The sequence below is a fragment of the Hymenobacter sp. UYP22 genome (assembly GCF_040547285.1).
Taxonomy (GTDB): domain Bacteria; phylum Bacteroidota; class Bacteroidia; order Cytophagales; family Hymenobacteraceae; genus Hymenobacter.
Map to the genome: position 1 here is coordinate 325,280 of NZ_JBEPPK010000005.1, position 16,414 is coordinate 341,693.

At 57.3% G+C, this 16,414-nt stretch carries 16 protein-coding genes and 1 tRNA gene; 10 read left to right on the forward strand and 7 right to left on the reverse strand.

Annotated elements, in window-relative coordinates; translation table 11 throughout:
* Positions 1-180 precede the first annotated feature (180 nt).
* On the reverse strand, positions 181-795 hold the full coding sequence (locus tag ABIB60_RS11605) for an RNA polymerase sigma factor (RefSeq protein WP_044001076.1): 615 nt from the start codon (positions 793-795) through the stop codon (positions 181-183).
* Positions 786-1,907 (reverse strand): glycosyltransferase, encoded by a 1,122-nt coding sequence (locus tag ABIB60_RS11610; RefSeq protein ID WP_354580043.1) that lies wholly within the window; start codon positions 1,905-1,907, stop codon positions 786-788. Before ABIB60_RS11610 ends, ABIB60_RS11605 begins: the two co-directional genes overlap by 10 nt.
* Positions 1,908-2,073: 166 nt before the next feature.
* Here ABIB60_RS11610 and tgt point away from each other — a divergent pair, with 166 nt between their 5' ends.
* The 3 genes from tgt to ABIB60_RS11625 all read left to right on the forward strand — a co-directional run bounded on the left by tgt (position 2,074) and on the right by ABIB60_RS11625 (position 5,524).
* Complete coding sequence (gene tgt, locus ABIB60_RS11615; protein WP_354580045.1) at positions 2,074-3,204, forward strand: tRNA guanosine(34) transglycosylase Tgt; 1,131 nt, start codon at positions 2,074-2,076, stop codon at positions 3,202-3,204.
* Positions 3,205-3,390: 186 nt separating this feature from the next.
* Positions 3,391-4,467, forward strand: a complete 1,077-nt coding sequence (locus ABIB60_RS11620; RefSeq protein ID WP_354580046.1) for an LptF/LptG family permease — start codon at positions 3,391-3,393, stop codon at positions 4,465-4,467.
* A 121-nt stretch (positions 4,468-4,588) separates the two neighbouring features.
* A complete protein-coding gene (locus tag ABIB60_RS11625; protein ID WP_354580047.1) occupies positions 4,589-5,524 on the forward strand; it encodes a DMT family transporter in 936 nt (311 codons plus the stop codon).
* Between the two features lie 88 nt (positions 5,525-5,612).
* Here the strand turns inward: ABIB60_RS11625 and ispE are convergent, their stop codons facing one another.
* Positions 5,613-6,434: a 4-(cytidine 5'-diphospho)-2-C-methyl-D-erythritol kinase gene (ispE, locus tag ABIB60_RS11630; protein ID WP_354580048.1), complete on the reverse strand. Its 822-nt coding sequence runs from the start codon at positions 6,432-6,434 to the stop codon at positions 5,613-5,615.
* A 131-nt stretch (positions 6,435-6,565) separates the two neighbouring features.
* Between ispE and ABIB60_RS11635 the strand changes: the two genes are divergently transcribed.
* From ABIB60_RS11635 to ABIB60_RS11645, 3 genes are all read left to right on the forward strand, one after another.
* Positions 6,566-7,213, forward strand: a complete 648-nt coding sequence (locus tag ABIB60_RS11635) for a sugar transferase (protein ID WP_354580050.1) — start codon at positions 6,566-6,568, stop codon at positions 7,211-7,213.
* Positions 7,214-7,226: 13 nt separating this feature from the next.
* Positions 7,227-7,910, forward strand: coding sequence for an acetyltransferase (locus ABIB60_RS11640; RefSeq protein ID WP_354580052.1), 684 nt, complete (start codon positions 7,227-7,229; stop codon positions 7,908-7,910).
* A gap of 82 nt (positions 7,911-7,992) precedes the next feature.
* The gene (locus ABIB60_RS11645) at positions 7,993-9,141 is read left to right on the forward strand and encodes a DegT/DnrJ/EryC1/StrS family aminotransferase (RefSeq protein ID WP_354580053.1); all 1,149 of its coding nucleotides are present in this window, start codon (positions 7,993-7,995) and stop codon (positions 9,139-9,141) included.
* A 120-nt stretch (positions 9,142-9,261) separates the two neighbouring features.
* Here the strand turns inward: ABIB60_RS11645 and ABIB60_RS11650 are convergent, their stop codons facing one another.
* The 3 genes from ABIB60_RS11650 to atpD all read right to left on the reverse strand — a co-directional run bounded on the left by ABIB60_RS11650 (position 9,262) and on the right by atpD (position 12,404).
* Complete coding sequence (locus ABIB60_RS11650) at positions 9,262-10,389, reverse strand: trans-sulfuration enzyme family protein (RefSeq protein WP_354580055.1); 1,128 nt, start codon at positions 10,387-10,389, stop codon at positions 9,262-9,264.
* 158 nt (positions 10,390-10,547) lie between these two features.
* Positions 10,548-10,787 carry an ATP synthase F1 subunit epsilon gene (gene atpC, locus ABIB60_RS11655; protein WP_354580056.1) on the reverse strand — a complete coding sequence of 80 codons (240 nt, stop codon included), beginning with the start codon at positions 10,785-10,787 and terminating at the stop codon, positions 10,548-10,550.
* A gap of 111 nt (positions 10,788-10,898) precedes the next feature.
* On the reverse strand, positions 10,899-12,404 hold the full coding sequence (atpD, locus tag ABIB60_RS11660) for a F0F1 ATP synthase subunit beta (RefSeq protein WP_354580058.1): 1,506 nt from the start codon (positions 12,402-12,404) through the stop codon (positions 10,899-10,901).
* A gap of 267 nt (positions 12,405-12,671) precedes the next feature.
* On the opposite strand from atpD, the gene ABIB60_RS11665 reads away from it, so the two are divergent.
* The 4 genes from ABIB60_RS11665 (at position 12,672) to pth (ending at position 15,603) form a co-directional block, all read left to right on the forward strand.
* A tRNA-Gln gene (locus ABIB60_RS11665) sits at positions 12,672-12,744 on the forward strand.
* A 191-nt stretch (positions 12,745-12,935) separates the two neighbouring features.
* Positions 12,936-13,865 (forward strand): ribose-phosphate pyrophosphokinase, encoded by a 930-nt coding sequence (locus tag ABIB60_RS11670; protein ID WP_354580059.1) that lies wholly within the window; start codon positions 12,936-12,938, stop codon positions 13,863-13,865.
* A 356-nt stretch (positions 13,866-14,221) separates the two neighbouring features.
* Positions 14,222-14,794, forward strand: a complete 573-nt coding sequence (locus ABIB60_RS11675; RefSeq protein ID WP_354580060.1) for a 50S ribosomal protein L25/general stress protein Ctc — start codon at positions 14,222-14,224, stop codon at positions 14,792-14,794.
* Between the two features lie 239 nt (positions 14,795-15,033).
* Positions 15,034-15,603, forward strand: coding sequence for an aminoacyl-tRNA hydrolase (pth, locus tag ABIB60_RS11680; protein ID WP_354580062.1), 570 nt, complete (start codon positions 15,034-15,036; stop codon positions 15,601-15,603).
* 51 nt (positions 15,604-15,654) lie between these two features.
* Here the strand turns inward: pth and ABIB60_RS11685 are convergent, their stop codons facing one another.
* Positions 15,655-16,221, reverse strand: coding sequence for a hypothetical protein (locus ABIB60_RS11685; protein ID WP_354580063.1), 567 nt, complete (start codon positions 16,219-16,221; stop codon positions 15,655-15,657).
* Positions 16,222-16,414: the final 193 nt, after the last annotated feature.

Genomic DNA, 16,414 nt, shown 5'->3' on the forward strand with positions numbered 1-16,414 from the left:
GTACAGCGTGGTCCGACCAATTCCCGCAGGGTTGGTCGGACCACTTTCGTTGAACGATACGCTGGCAGATACCGCAGACATGAGCAACCTCAGCAACGAGAGTGGTCCGACCAACTCTGCGGGAATTAGTCGGACCACGCCGGGCATAAAAAAGCCCCGCCTTACGGCGGGGCTTTTTCACTAGATGATTTCCTTCTTGTTTTTCACCATGTCATAGAGCAGCTCACGGGCGCGGTGCAGCTGGGCTTTCACGGTGCCGAGGGGGGCTTTTAGCTCCTGGGCAATTTCCTCGTAGCTCAGCTCATCGAAGTAGCGCAGCGTTACCAGGCGCTGGTATTTATCGGGCAGCCGGGATACCACGTGCTGCATGATTTCGATTTTCTGGTTCTTAATGGCCGTTTCCTGGGGGTTCAGGTTCTGGTCGCGGAAGTCGATGGTGATTTCGTCGCCGTTGTCAATCTTGATGGCCGAGTCAATCGACATCGTCTTGATTTTATTCTTGCGAATAAAGTCGATGCAGTTGTTGGTGGCAATGCGGAACAGCCAGGTGCTGAAAGCAAACTCGGGGTTAAACTTGTGCAGGTTACGGAAGGCCTTAGCGAAGGCTTCGATGGTGAGGTCCTCGGCGTCGTCGGGGTTGCGCACCATCTTCAGCACCACGTGGTACACGGGCTTCTTGTAGATCTGCATCAGCTCGGCGTAAGCCTTGCCGTCGTTCTTCTCCACAGCGGCCCGAATCAACTTGAAGTCGTGCTTGGCTTTGGCGGAGAACTGTTTTTCCTGATTTACTTCCATCGGAGCGTACGGTAGAGGAACAGCGAGATTCCCAGAGCGAGATAATAAAAAAAATACACAGCATCGAGCACCGGCAGCCATATGAGAGGCAACTGGTTATCGAGCCTACGGCCGAGTTGGTGGTACACGGCCGGCATAGCAGCGGTGCGTAGCAGGCACACCGTAGCCAAAGGTACCCAATCGGAGTGGGAAAACAGCAGGCCGATTGCCGTACCGTAAAAAAGCACATTGGAGCCAATAAAAGCCCCTATTCGAGCCCGATCGGCGAGGCGGTAGCTGCGCCCGGCGGAGAGGTGCCGACGCTTTTGCCGCCACCACGCGCCCCAGGTTGCAGCCGGCTCACTGAGGGTATGCGCCCCCGGCTCGGCCACTACCGCTACCCGCGCCCCGCGCTGCACGGCGTCCTGCACCAGCAGGTCGTCGTCGCCGGAGAGGCTGCGAATGTGGGAAGCGAATCCTTTAGTTAGCTGAAAGACTTGCCGGGTGTACCCCAGGTTGCGCCCTACCCCCATGTAAGGCTGGCCGCGCCATGCGAAGGACAAATACTGTGCCCCCGACAGCAAGGTTTCAAACCGAATTAACTTATTCAGGAAGCCCGGTTCTTCAGCGTAAGCCGAGTATCCCAATACCATATCGGCCTGTTGGCTGAAGCCGCGCTGCATGTATCTGATCCACTGATTGGTGGCCGGAATGCAGTCGGCATCGGTGAATAACAGGCGGGGGTAACGAGAAGTTTTGATGCCCAGTGTCAGGGCGTACTTTTTGGGTGCCAATCCGTCAGGGGTGCTCGTGACAGTGACCAGCCGCACGTGCGGATAGTACTGGGTAAGCTGCTGCACGTACAAGTAAGTATCATCACTGGAGCGGTCATCGATAACCACCAGTTCAAAGCCGGCCGGGTAGTCTTGCTGGAGCAGCAGCGGCAGCAGGCGGCGCAGGTTTTCCAGCTCGTTGTGGGCGCACACGAGTACGGATACAGGCTCATCATCCGGGCCGGTAGTGGGCTCTGGGCGGCGGCGGGCAAAGGGCAGAAAGTAGTAGGCCGCGTAGTAGAACTGCACCAGCACGGCGGCCAGCAGCACCCAGGTGGCAGGAGAAAGAGAGAAAGGCAAAATGCAAGGTGTGATTCAGCTGGCAAAAGTAGGCATTCGGGGTGGGGCGAGTACCTTTGTGGATAGGAGTTAGGAGTTAGGAGCTGGAAGATAGGAGGCTGTCCATGGTGGCGGCGGCTTCATCTTGCTCCTAACTCCTGGCTTCTAGCTCCTAGCTCCTCCCAGAATGACCTTCGACCTCGTAGCCAACGACCCGCACAGCAACGCCCGCGCCGGCGTGGTGCACACCGACCACGGCGCCATTGAAACGCCCATTTTTATGCCCGTGGGCACGGCCGGCACCGTGAAAGCCGTGCAGCAGCGCGACCTCAAAAACGACATCAACGCTCAGATTATCCTGGGCAATACGTATCACCTGTACCTGCGCCCCGGCCTGGAAGTGCTGCAGAAAGCCGGTGGCCTGCACAAGTTCAACGGCTGGGACCGGCCGATTCTGACCGACTCGGGCGGATACCAGGTGTATTCGCTTTCGGGCACGCGCAAAATCAAGGAGGAAGGCGTGAAGTTCCGCTCCCACGTGGATGGCTCCCAGCACCTGTTTTCGCCGGAGGGCGTGATGGACATTCAGCGCACCATCGGGGCCGACATTATGATGGCCTTCGACGAGTGCACGCCCTGGCCCTGCGAGTACAGCTACGCCGCCCGCTCCCTGGATATGACGCACCGCTGGCTGAAGCGCTGCATTCAGCGCTTCGACAGCACCGAAGGCCATTACGGCTACTCCCAAACCCTGTTTCCGATTGTACAGGGCTCTACCTTCAAGGATTTGCGCGTTAAGTCGGCGGAGTTTATTGCTGAGCAAGGCCGGGAGGGCAACGCTATTGGGGGCCTGAGCGTGGGTGAGCCGGCGGAAATGATGTACGAAATGACCGATTTGGTGTGCGGCATCCTGCCCAAGGACAAGCCCCGCTACCTGATGGGCGTGGGCACGCCGGCCAACATCTTGGAAAACATTGCGCTGGGCGTGGATATGTTCGACTGCGTGATGCCCACCCGCAACGCCCGCAACGGCATGCTGTTCACCACCCAGGGCATCATAAACGTGACCAATAAGAAGTGGGCCGACGACTTCGCCCCCATTGACGAGGAGCTGGGCGGCTACGTGAGCACCTTCTACTCGCGCAGTTACGTGCGCCACCTCTTCCATAGCAAGGAAATGCTGGGCCCGCAGATTGCCTCCATCCACAACCTCACCTTCTACCTCTGGCTGGTAAAGCAGGCCCGCCAGCAAATCCTGGCCGGCACCTTCCGCGAGTGGAAAGATAAAATGGTGAAACAGGTAATGACCCGTTTGTAAAGCACAGATGCCCGCTGATTAAACTGATTATACTGAGTTGTTCGTTTGCCAGAATGATCAGCCTGTTGACGCATAGAGCCGCAGTGCAGCAGTTGGGCGCTTCTGGTCTGAATCTAACCGTTTTTCCCTATTTGTTTGCGCCAGGAAATTTGGGTACTCAATTTCATCAGCGTGCATCTGTGATTCATGAAGCTGCTCGATAAGTACATCATTAAGAAGTTTCTCACCGCGTTTTTCTTCTCGGTGGTGCTGCTCGTGTCGGTTATCTGCGTGATTGACTTCACGGAGAAAAACGACGATTTTCTGCAGCACAACCTGGGGGCCTGGCAGATTCTGACGGAGTATTACGTGAATCTGTTCCCGTACTTCGCCAACCTGCTCTCCCCCATCACGGTATTTATTGCGGTGGTGTTTGTGACGGCTCAGCTGGCGGCGCGCACCGAGGTAGTGGCTATTCTGGCCTCGGGCATCAGCTTTAAGCGGTTTTTGCTGCCCTACATCATGGGTAGTGTGATTCTGGGGGTGATGACGATGGCTATGACGGGCTGGCTGATTCCCATTGCCAACAAAACCCGGGTGCGCTTCGAGAAGGCCTATATCAAAAACCCCTACCGGTTTAGCGGGCGCAACGTGCACATCAAAATCGGCCCCCAGAGCTACGCCTTCATGGAGAGCTACGACAACGTGAACAACGTGGGCTACAAGTTTGCGCTGGAAACCATTGACGGGCAGCTGCTGAAGCGCCGCATAACGGCCGAAGCCATTACCTGGGACTCCACCAAACGGGCCTGGCACCTCACGCCCCAACTCGTCCGCACGTTTCGGGGCGAGAAGGAGACGCTGCAAACCATGCCCGCCCGCGACACCACGCTCAACCTCTACCCCAAGGACTTCGCCAGCACCTACCGCCTAGCCGAAACCCTCACCCTGCCCGAGCTCAACCGCTTCATCGACCAAAAAATAGCCCGCGGCTCCGACGATACGCAGGTGTACCTGAGCGAAAAACACGAGCGGTACGCCTACCCTTACGCCATGTTTATTCTCACGGTCATTGGGGTGATTATGAGTGCCCGCAAGAGCCGGGCCGGCGTGGGCGGGCAAATTGCGCTGGGCTTCGTGCTGGCCTTCGTGTTTATCATCTTCGTGATTCTGAGCCGCAACCTGGCCGCCGTGGGCACCCTCTCGCCCCTGCTGGCCGCCTGGATTCCCAGCATCATTTTCACCCTCATCGGCGCCGTGCTCTACCGCGTCATTCCGCAATAACGGTGAAATGGTAAGGTGGAGAAATGGTGAGTTGTGGTTCTGACGGTGCCGCTTGCGCGTGTTGCGCAGCCAGAACCACAACTCACCATTTCACCACCTCACTATTTCACCACCTCCCCTCATGCTTAAAGACTACCTGCGTTTACATTTCATTGTGTTACTCTGGGGCTTCACGGCTATTCTGGGCAAGCTCATATCGGTGCCGCCGGTGGAGCTGGTGTTCTGGCGCACGTTGCTGGCCGCTACCGGCCTGGGCGCATTGCTGGTGCTACGGCGTCAGCCCTGGCGGGTGGCAGCGGGTGAGGCGGCTAAGCTGCTAGGCGTGGGCGTGCTGGTGGCGGCCCACTGGATTACGTTTTTCCTGGCGGCCCGCTTGTCATCGGTGAGTGTGTGTTTGGCGGGTTTGGCTACGCTGGCGCTGTGGACTTCTCTGCTAGAGCCGCTGGTACTGTGGCGGCAGGTGCGCTTCTACGAGGTAGGTCTGGGTTTGCTGACGATGGTGGGACTGTACCTAGTGTCGCAGGCAGAGCTGGACCAGATGGCGGGGCTGCTGGTGGCCATACTGTCGGCGGGTCTGTCGGCCCTGTTCAGCGTGTTCAACTCCAAGCTGGTGAAGCGCCACACACCGTTTCAAGTGACGCTGTACGAAATGGCCGGGGCCTGCCTCAGTATTGTGCTGTTTATGCCCATCTATAGCCTGTACTTCACCGACGGTCAGGGCCTGCAACTGGCACTTTCCGGCTACGACTGGCTGTGGCTGCTGCTGCTGGCGGGCGTGTGCACGGTGTACGCCTTCAGCACGTCGGTGGAACTCATGAAGCGCATTTCGGCCTTCGTAGTGAACCTGACCATCAACCTGGAGCCGGTGTACGGTATTGTGCTGGCCGTCATCATGTACACGCTACGGGTGCCTGGTTTTGGGCAGGAAAAACTTTCTACTGGCTTCTATCTGGGCACGGTCGTCATTCTGTCCAGCGTGCTCATTCACCCCATTCTCGACCAGTGGAACCAGCGCCGCCAGCGCAAAGCCCAGGCGGCTGATGTGCTGGTGGGGTAAGTAACGCGAACTTTGTAGTTCGCGCCCCCGCACCATCCGGGTGATTTCGTTTTGGGACGCGAACTACAAAGTTCGCGCTACTCTCCTATCACAAGCGCCCATCCCACACCTGGTACGTATCCGGTAGCACCAGTTTCGGTGGCGTTTGCTGGCCCGGAAACAACCCGTACACCGCCGAACCGGAGCCCGATAAGCTGGCGTAGGCCGCACCGGTCGCGTACAGCTGCGCTTTGATTTCGCCCAGCACCGGGTAGTGCGGCGTGAGGGCTTCCTCGAAGTCGTTGCTGATGGTATCCCGCCAGGTTTCCAGGGGTTGACCGATGGCCGTGCGCAAATCGTAGCGGGGAGTGCGGGGCTGCACGCGGCTGTAGGCCTCGGCCGTGCTGATGTGCAAACCGGGGTAGATAACCTTGCAGGCCACCCCGGTCAAATCCAGCGTAATATCCTCAAAAACGTCGCCCCGCTCATAGGCGAAAACCGGCTTGTTTCGAATGAAAAAGGCGCAGTCGGAGCCCAGGCGGCGGGCGTAGGCTTCCAGCGCAGCCGGAGTAAGCTCCAGCGCAAACAGGTCGTTGAGGGCCCGCAGGGCAAACGCGGCGTCGCCGGAACCGCCACCCAGCCCCGCCCCGATGGGTACTACCTTGTGCAGGTGCAGCTGCACTAGGGGCAGGTTGAAATCCACTTTCAGGAGCTCATAAGCGCGTAAACACAAATTGGTAGCCGGCTCGCCGGGAATAGGAATTCCGGTGAGAGCCAGCGAGGTTGCCACCCCAGCAGGGGCGGGCAGCGCCTCCAGCGCATCGGTCCACGGCAAAGGCACAAACACCGATTCGAGGTTGCGGAATCCATCGGGCCGCTGACTGGTGATATAGAGGCCGAGGTTGAGCTTGGCGTTGGGAAAAACGAGCATGGGAATCAGAAGCTAGAGGCCGCAAGCTACGAGCTACCCGCCATTCCCATCACGCCACCGGCTACCCAATTACACCAAGCGGCACAGAAAAGAGCGGACAGCGTGTAGCTTGCGGCTTCAAGCTCACCGCCATGCCACAACGCCCTTCCTGGTACGCCCGCTCCGGCAAGCGCCTGCTCGACGTGACCGTGGCCGCTCCGCTGCTGGTGCTGGCACTGCCCGTATTAGCAGTGTTGGCGGTGCTGCTGGCCCGCCAGAATGGGGGCCACTGGCTGTTCCGCCAGCCCCGGCCCGGCCGTCACGGCCAGTTGTTTTCCTTCTTCAAGCTTCAGACGATGACCAACCAGCGCGATGCTCAGGGCCAACTGCTGCCCGATGCGGAGCGCCTGCCGCGGCTGGGGCGCTGGGTACGCGCCACCTCACTCGACGAGCTACCCCAGCTCTGGAACGTGCTGCGCGGCGACATTAGCCTGGTTGGGCCCCGCCCCTTGCTGGCGCAGTATCTACCGCTGTACTCACCGGAGCAGGCTCGCCGCCACGAGGTGCGGCCCGGTATTACTGGCTGGGCCCAAGTTAACGGGCGTAATGCCATCAGCTGGGAGCAGAAATTTGCCTACGACGTGTGGTATGTGGAGCACCTGTCGTTTGGGCTGGATATGCGAATTTTGCTGCGCACCGTAGGCCGCGTGCTGGGTGCCCACGATATTGCCGCGCCTGGCCAGGCCACCACGGAAGCCTTCCGGGGCACGCCGCCCGAATCTCCTAGTTCGCCCTCATAATTCTACATCCTCTATGCAGCCAGCTTCTACTTTTTCCAAGGCATTGCGGCCACTGGCTATTGTGGGGGCTGGTGGGCTAGGCCGGGAAGTGCTGCTACTGGTGCGGCAAATTAATGCGCAGCAACCCACCTGGGAGGTTACTGGCTTCTACGATGACCAGGTGCCAGCCCAGCCTACTATTCACGGCATCCCCTACCGCGGCACCGTGGCCGACCTCAACTCCAGCCCGCAGCCGTTACACGCCATAATTGCCGTGGGCAGCAGCCGCAGCCGCCAAGCCATTGCGAGCCGGTTAACCTCCGCGCACGTGCAGTTTGCCACCTTGGTGCACCCTGGCGTGGCGCGAGCCGACTATCAGCACCTCACCATCGGGGCAGGTTCGGTTATCTGCCAAGGCTGTATTCTTACCTGTGACATCACCCTGGGCCAGCATGTACTCCTGAACTTGGGGTGTACCATTGGCCACGATGCTGTACTGGATGATTTCTGCTCCCTGATGCCGCATGCCAACGTGGGCGGCGAGGCTCACCTGGAAACCGGCGTGTACCTGGGCACCAATGCTACGGTTATCAACCAAGTGCGCGTAGGAACCGCCACCATTGTTGGGGCCGGGGCCGTGGTAGTGCGGAATCTGCCGGGTAATTGCACGGCCGTGGGCGTGCCCGCCCGAACGGTTCAGGCCCAAAGACAACCGTAGCTCCTGGCAGATTTCCACCCCGGCATCAGCAAATTTCTTCATCTTGCTAGCTACCCGCCTACCTTTTTCCCTCTTGAGTTTCATGCGCAGTCAGGATTACGACCGGTTGTATCTGTCCCCACCCCACCTGGGCCGCCATGAGCTAAACTACCTGCACAAGGCTATTGAAGACAACTGGGTGGCCCCGGTAGGGCCCAACCTGGATGGGTTTGAGCAAGATATCTGTGAGTTCACCGGCACCGGACACTGCGTGGCCTTATCATCGGGCACTGCCGCTATTCACCTGGGCTTGCAGTTGCTGGGCGTGGGCCCCGGCGACGAGGTGCTCTGTCCTTCCTTCACGTTCGTGGCCACGGCCAATCCCATTTTGTATCTGGGAGCCAAGCCCGTTTTTATTGACAGTGAAACCGAAACCTGGAATATTTGCCCGGAGCGGCTGCGGGAAGCCCTACTGGACATGCAGCGGCAGAACCGCCGGCCCAAAGCCCTCATCATCGTGCACCTCTACGGCATGCCCTGCCGCCTGCGCGAGGTGCTGAGCGTGGCGCAGGAATACGGGGTACCGGTGCTAGAGGACGCCGCCGAAGCCCTAGGCAGCCGCTATCAAGGCCAGCCCCTGGGTACCTTCGGCGACGTAGGCGTTTTCTCCTTCAATGGCAATAAGATTCTGACAACCAGCGGGGGGGGCGCCCTGGTAACAAACCGCCCGGATTGGGCCGACAAAACGCGCTTCTGGGCCACCCAAGCTCGCGACCCGGCACCCTACTACCAGCACTCCGAAGTAGGCTACAATTACCGGCTCAGCAACCTATTGGCGGGCATTGGCCGGGGTCAGATGGGGCTTCTGGAAGACCGGGTTAAGAGCCGCCGCGAAATCTATACTTGGTACCAGAAGCACTTAGCGGCTATTCCCGGCCTTGCACTTGGGCCCCAGGAGCCGGCTGGGGGGCACTCCAACCGCTGGCTTACCTGCCTCCTACTCAATCCCGCCGAAACCAGCGTTACGCCCGAGCAGCTGCGCCTGCACCTAGAAACCCACAACATTGAGAGCCGCCCGCTCTGGAAGCCCCTGCATCTACAGCCACTTTTCGCGGCGGCTCCGGTGTACGGCGGCGAGGTTTGTGGTGGCCTATTCCAACGGGGCCTATGTTTGCCTTCCGGCTCAGCCATGACAGAAGCTGATGTACAGCGCGTTGCATCGTCCATTCACGCAATTAACTACCTAACGTAACTCACTGATTTGGCACAAAAAGTTTCATGAGTAGTTTATAGAGTACAAAATTATTTACAAGTAGTATATAGAAAAAGAGCCTCTAAATTGCTTTAGAGGCTCTTTTTCTATTGAATCAGGCTAATCAAGCGCCTGCTGCAGATCCGCTAGCAAGTCAGCCACTGGCTCAATCCCTACCGACAGGCGTACCAACCCGGCCGTAATACCAAGCTGCTGCTGCTGCTCCTCGGAGAGTGCCCGATGCGAGGTGCCGGCCGGATAAGACAAGGACGAGTCAACCCCCGCTAGGGAAGGTGCAAACGGAAACTGGTGACTGGCGCGTATGAACCGGTTCACTGCCTCCACCGAGTCATCGGCCAGCCGGAATGAGACCATGCCCCCGAAGCGTCCCGCGCCTTGCTCGGAAGCGAGGTGGTGCTGCGCGTGAGTGAGCAGTCCCGGGTAAAATACCTCCGCCACGGCCGGGTGCTGAGTTAAGAGTTCGGCTACAGCCTGGGCATTGTAGCAGTGAGCATTCATGCGTAGGCGCAATGTTTTCAGGCCCCGCACCGCCAGCCAGCTTTCCATGGGGCTAAGCGTAAGCCCAAACAACATTCCAATGTGCTTGAGGCGAGTGGCGTCTTCCGCTGTGCGGGCTACTACCGCGCCAGCTGTTACATCGGAGTGGCCCGAGAGGTACTTGGTTACGCTGTGCATCACCAAATCGGCCCCAAAAGCCAAGGGGTTGGTGAGCACCGGGGAGGCAAACGTATTATCCACTACCAGCTTCAGGCCCAGAGCATGAGCGGCCTCGGCCGCCGCCTGCAGGTCAACCACGCGCAGCAATGGGTTGCTAATCGTTTCACAGAGCAGCAGCCGGGTGCGGGCCTGTGCGTACTGGGCTAGGTTGGTGGTTAGGTCATCGAAGGGTACGTAGGTTACGCCGATGCCCAGCCGTTCCAGTTCTTGGCTGAGCAGCGCCGCTGAGCCCCCGTAAATATCCGCCGCGCACAGCACATGGTCGCCGGCCGTGCAATACGTGAGAATTGCCGCAAAAATTGCCGCCATGCCCGAGCCCGTAGCCACCGTACCCGCGCCGCCTTCCAACTGGTTTACCGCCTCGGCTAGCTCATCGGAGTTGGGGTTGCCGTTACGCGAATACATGTAGCGGCTACCCGGTTCCCCGAAGTACAATTCCAACTCGTTGAGGTCTTCAAACTTGAAAACCGAGGTCTGGTAAATGGGTGTGATTTTGGGGTGGATATGCATGGGTTTCTCTGGTAAGCGGCCGTTACAGGGTGGGACGGCAGGCCAAGAACACCAGCCTCCCGCAAAAGCTGCAAGCTACAACCTCCCCTTTCACCAAAACAAAAGCCCCGCGCCTGCTAATCAGGTGCGGGGCTTTTGCATACTCAGGTCCTGACAAGTTACGCAGTAGCGCCTTCTGCCAGTACAATCACGTTGTTACGCAGCACTTCTACCACGCCGCCTTCAATGGCAAAGCGGGTAGAACCACCGTTCAGCACCACTTCCCCGGCTTTCAAAGCCGAAATCAGCGGGGCGTGGTTGTTCAAAACTTCAAACAGGCCATCTACACCCGGAAACTGGGCCGATGTAACCTCCCCCTCGAATACCTTACGGTCAGGCGTGATGATTTCCAGATGCATCTTTTCTAATGTGAGAAATTGTAAAAATGTGCTGAATGTGCTGATGAGAAAGCGTGACGCCGGAGCATATTCACATTTCTCACATCAGCACATTCCTCACATTAGAAGAAATTACTTGGCGTCGGCCATCAGCTTTTCGCCCTTCACTACGGCATCCTCGATGTTACCAACCAGGTTGAAGGCGGCCTCGGGGAGGTGGTCGTATTTACCGTCGATGATGGCGTTGAAACCAATGATGGTTTCCTTGATGTCAACCAGCACACCTTTCAGGCCAGTGAACTGCTCAGCAACGTGGAAGGGCTGCGACAGGAAGCGCTGCACCCGACGGGCACGCGTTACGGTCAGCTTGTCTTCCTCCGAGAGTTCGTCCATACCCAGAATGGCGATGATATCCTGCAGTTCTTTGTAGCGCTGCAGAATCTCTTTCACGCGTTGAGCAGTGTTGTAGTGCTCCTCGCCTAGTACTTCTACCGACAGAATGCGGGAAGTAGAGTCCAGCGGATCCACGGCGGGGTAGATGCCCAGCTCGGAGATTTTGCGGCTCAGTACGGTGGTAGCATCCAAGTGGGCAAACGTCGTCGACGGAGCCGGGTCAGTCAAGTCATCCGCCGGTACATATACGGCCTGTACCGAGGTGATGGAACCACGCTTGGTCGAGGTGATACGCTCCTGCATGGCACCCATTTCGGTGGCCAGCGTGGGCTGGTACCCTACGGCCGAAGGCATCCGGCCCAGCAGAGCCGATACTTCCGAGCCCGCCTGCGTGAAGCGGAAGATGTTGTCGATGAAGAACAGGATGTCGCGGCCGGCACCGGTGCCGTCACCGTCGCGGAAGTTCTCGGCCACCGTGAGGCCCGAGAGGGCTACGCGGGCCCGGGCTCCGGGGGGCTCGTTCATCTGACCGAACACGAGAGTAGCCTGCGACTTGAGCAGTTCGTTCTCGTCAACTTTGGTCAGGTCCCAGCCACCGGCTTCCATCGAGTGCTTGAACTCCTCGCCGTACTTAATGATGTCCGACTCAATGAATTCGCGCAGCAGGTCATTGCCTTCGCGGGTACGCTCACCCACACCAGCAAACACCGACAGACCAGCGTAGGCCTTGGCAATGTTGTTTACCAACTCCATGATGAGTACGGTTTTGCCTACACCGGCACCACCGAACAAACCAATTTTGCCACCTTTCACATAAGGTGCGAGTAGGTCAATTACTTTGATACCCGTGTAGAGAATCTCGGAAGAAGTGGCGAGGTCTTCGAAAGGCGGAGCCTGGCGGTGAATCGGCAGGGCACCGTCGCTCTTGGGCTGGGGAATGCCGTCGATGGCTTGGCCGATTACGTTAAACAGACGGCCTTTGATGCCCTCGCCCGTGGGCATCGACATTGGAGCGCCTAGGTCACGCACGGCGGCGCCGCGGGTCAGACCCTCAGTCGAGTCCATGGCAATGGTACGCACCCGGTCTTCGCCTAGGTGTTGCTGGACCTCCAGCACGACCACCTGGCCGTTGTCCTTGATGACTTCGAGGGCGTCGAGAATGTTGGGAAGCTTAGAGCCTTCACCCGCGAAGCTCACGTCCACCACGGGACCGATAACCTGGGTGATTTTGCCGGTATTCGCCATTTCTTTTACTATAAGGGGATGGGTGCAACGTTTCAGGTCGCAAAAGTACGGCTTAATCCCGGCATTGCCAAGGCCGCCTGACAGGCCAGTGCACCAACTTTTTTTTCAGCGGCTGAACTGCTGAAAATCAGCTAGGAAAGCCTCTTTTTCGGCCTTTCACACTGGAACCCGGCAAAAAATAATTGCCCAGAAATTTGCCTTGAATAAAAGCCGCCGTACATTTGCACAACCAAACGGCACGCTTACACCGGCAGCCGAGCGGGAAATTGTCCGATGGTGTAACTGGCAACACGCTTGATTTTGATTCAAGAAAGTCCAGGTTCGAGCCCTGGTCGGACAACTTCGACACTCTCCAACGCGAAAGGCGCTGATTCTTCCCTCTACCGGAAGAGTCGGCGCCTTTCGCTTTTTCAATCACAGATTTTTCAGATTGAAAAGGGATTTCGCAGATGGAACAGCCCGTTCTGTCGTCTGCGGAATCCCTTTTTTCAGTTTGCAGAATCTGTGACTCACTTTTCCACCACCCCTTTCATGTCACAGCAGGTTAAGATTTTTGCGGGTAACGCTTCCCGCGAGTTGGGCGAGCAAATTGCGGCCGCCTACGGCATTCAGCCCGGCGACTTAAGCATTCAGCGGTTTGCCGATACGGAGCTGGGCCCCTCGTTCAATGAAAGCGTGCGGGGCTGCGCCGTATTCCTGATTCAGAGCACCAACCCCCCGGCCGAAAACCTAATGGAGCTAGCCCTGATGGTAGATGCCGCCAAGCGCGCCTCGGCTTACAAAGTGAACGTGGTGATGCCGTACATGGGCTATGCCCGCCAGGACCGCAAAGACAAGCCGCGCGTGAGCATCGGGGCCAAAGTGGTGGCCAACATGATTCAGAGCGTGGGCGCCGACCGCCTGATGACCTGCGACCTGCACGCCGGCCAGATTCAGGGCTTCTACGACATTCCGGTAGACCACCTCGATGGCTCCACCGTAACGGCCCCCTACATCAAAAGCCTGAACCTGGATAACCTTTTATTTGCCTCCCCCGACGTGGGCGGCGTGGTCCGCACCCGGGCCTTCGCCAAGAAGTTTGGGGCCGAAATTGTGGTCTGCGACAAAATGCGCCTGCGGGCCAACGAAATTGCCTCCATGCAGGTAATTGGCGACGTGACCGGCATGAATGTGGTGCTGGTGGATGACATTGTGGATACGGCCGGCACCATCTGCAAAGCTGCCGAGCTGCTGATGGAGCGCGGGGCCAAATCCGTGCGGGCCGTTATTACCCACCCGGTACTCTCGGGCCCGGCCCACGAGCGGATCCGCAACTCGGTGCTGGAGGAGTTGGTGGTTACCGATACGATTCCGCTGAAAGAGGAAAACCACAAAATCAAGGTTATTTCCCTGGCTCCGCTGTTCGCCCAGGCTATCCACAACGTGGTATCGCACGAGTCGATTAGTTCGTTGTTTGTGTAAGGTCAGCGCAGTTTTCTTTTCGTATTTGCACCATGCCGGAGCACTCTGTATTAGGAGTAGTAACAGGCGCAATAATCCTTTCTTGCTTGGTGGCTATCGGACGATGGGCATTTGCTGCTAAATCTGTCAGTAAAGGATTGCTACGCTTATTTGGCGGCTTGGTGTTACTTGCTTTCGTTCGCTTCGTCGCTTGGGTAGCTTTCCGATAAAATGGGGAAGTCCGCAAATGACAGCCAGAAATATCGAAGAGGAGAATCGATTATCAGGCTACCTTTCAACTCCCGATTCATCTACCTATCTTTGCGGCCCGTTTGCCTGCTTTGGGCACGCGTTTTTTTCCTCAAAAGCACACTTTTATGAAAAGCCTCGAGATTGTAGGGTTTAAAAGAGCGAATCTCGGTAAGAAGGACGCCAAGGCGCTCCGCCTCGACTCGTACGTTCCTTGCGTACTGTACGGCGGCGCCGACGAAGTTCACTTCTCCGTTCCGGCCATCCTGTTCCGTGAGCTGCTGTACACCCCCGAGGTGCACGTAGTTGAGCTGAACATTGAGGGCGACATCCGCCGCGCCATCGTGCAGGATTCGCAGTTTCACCCCGTGAACGAAATGCTGCTGCACGTTGACTTCCTGGAGCTGCAGGACGGCAAAGAAGTGAAAATGGAAGTTCCCGTGAAGTACGTAGGCGTTTCGCCGGGCGTACTGGCTGGTGGCAAGCTGGTAAGCAAGCTGCGCAAGATCAAAGTAAAAGCTACCCCCGAAAACCTGCCTGACTCCGTGGAAGTGGATATTTCGGACCTGGGCCTGGGCAAGTCGATCAAGGTGAACAAAGTGGAGCCCAAAGGCTACACCATCCTCACCAACGCGTTGGCTCCCATTGCCACCGTTACTATCCCGCGTGCCCTCAAAGGCCAGCTGCAGGCTGACAAATAAGGACCGCTGATTACACGGATTTCTCGCGGATTTCACGGATTTTGTGGACGATTCGCGGTTATCAGACAAAGAGCCGCCCTGTTGCAGGGCGGCTCTTTTTGTTTTTGGGGCAGGTACTGATTCACGGTGTATCGTGCATCTTTGCGCTGCCGATGGATGTAGGCAGGCTGCAACTCAGGCCTAATCGTCCCCGAAATCAGTGAAATCTGCGGGAAATCCGTGTAATCAGTGGTCAATTAGTGAGCAAGTTTCTTGTGCTGTGCCTAGGCAATATCGGGCCGGAATACGCCGATACGCGTCACAACGTGGGCTTTATGGTGGGTGACTACCTGGCCCGTAAGCACGACGCCGCGCCCTGGCAGCTGGGCCGCCACGCCTTCACCACCGAAATCAAGCATAAGGGCCATACCTACGTGCTGGTGAAGCCCACTACCTACATGAACCTGAGCGGCAAGGCGGCGGCCCACTGGCTGAGCACGCTCAAGCTCACCAAGGAAAATATGGTAGTCGTGACGGACGACCTCGCCCTGCCCTTCGGCAAGCTGCGGCTGAAAGCCAAAGGCTCGGCCGGCGGCCAGAACGGCCTCAAGCACATCCAGGAAACTCTGGGCTCCGACGAGTACGCCCGCCTGCGCTTCGGCATCGACTCCAGCTTCTCCAAGGGACGACAGGTGGATTATGTGCTCAGCCCCTTCTCCGCCGATGAACAGATTGACCTGGAAGGCCGCCTGGAAAAAGCCGCCGAAGCCGTATTGGCCTTTGGGGCTATGGGTGTGGAGCGGGCTATGAACGTGGTGAATGTGAAATGAAACCTGAGTCGATAAATAAAAAGCCACTACCATTCACACGGTAGTGGCTTTTTATTTACCCCGGATAAGATGATCTGAGAGTTTTTGCACACCAAAAATACTGGACAGACTATCTACTTTCTCACACAAAACTGTCAGCGTCCTTTCGGCTGAAGAAATGGCGGCTGCCAATGCTTGTATGTCCACTGAGAATTCTGTTAAGGCTGGTTGATCAAACTGTCCGTCTTCATCATGACAGGTAATGCGCAGTCTAGATCCTTGTTTAGTGGCTTTCGGGCATGGATGGCCTTCCATGCAGAAATAGCTTGACTGAAATTGCGGTTCCACTAATCCTTGCCAACTGTATATATCAGCTAGTGTACCGCAACACTGCGGAACTAGTACAGGAGTACCATTCAGAAACAATATACCGCCGCCGAATAAGGCACAGGAATCTGCTGCAGCTACTACCTCATCTCCGGGATGCAAGTGAGCATCTATAAGCTTCTGTAAATCTGATAGAGTCCAGTCATCTACCGCTAGAAAACGGCTACCCGGTAGCACACGCCTGTAATTATTGAATCCGTCTATCTGCAGTATGCGGGCCTGATACTGCTCCCATTGCAGCGGATTTTGCATAAAATTCGACTCAGGCCGTGGCCCTATCCGTTGCCAATCAACAACTGACGGCGAAATTTCTACTACGGGGACTAGTTCCACTTTCACTGACTAATATAGAAGCTGTTTAGGAAGTCGGTTGCTTGTTGATTTTACGCAGCAGGAGTGTCGTAAATGCGAGCCAATGCAGAGCGAGCCAGTTTTCCAGACACGT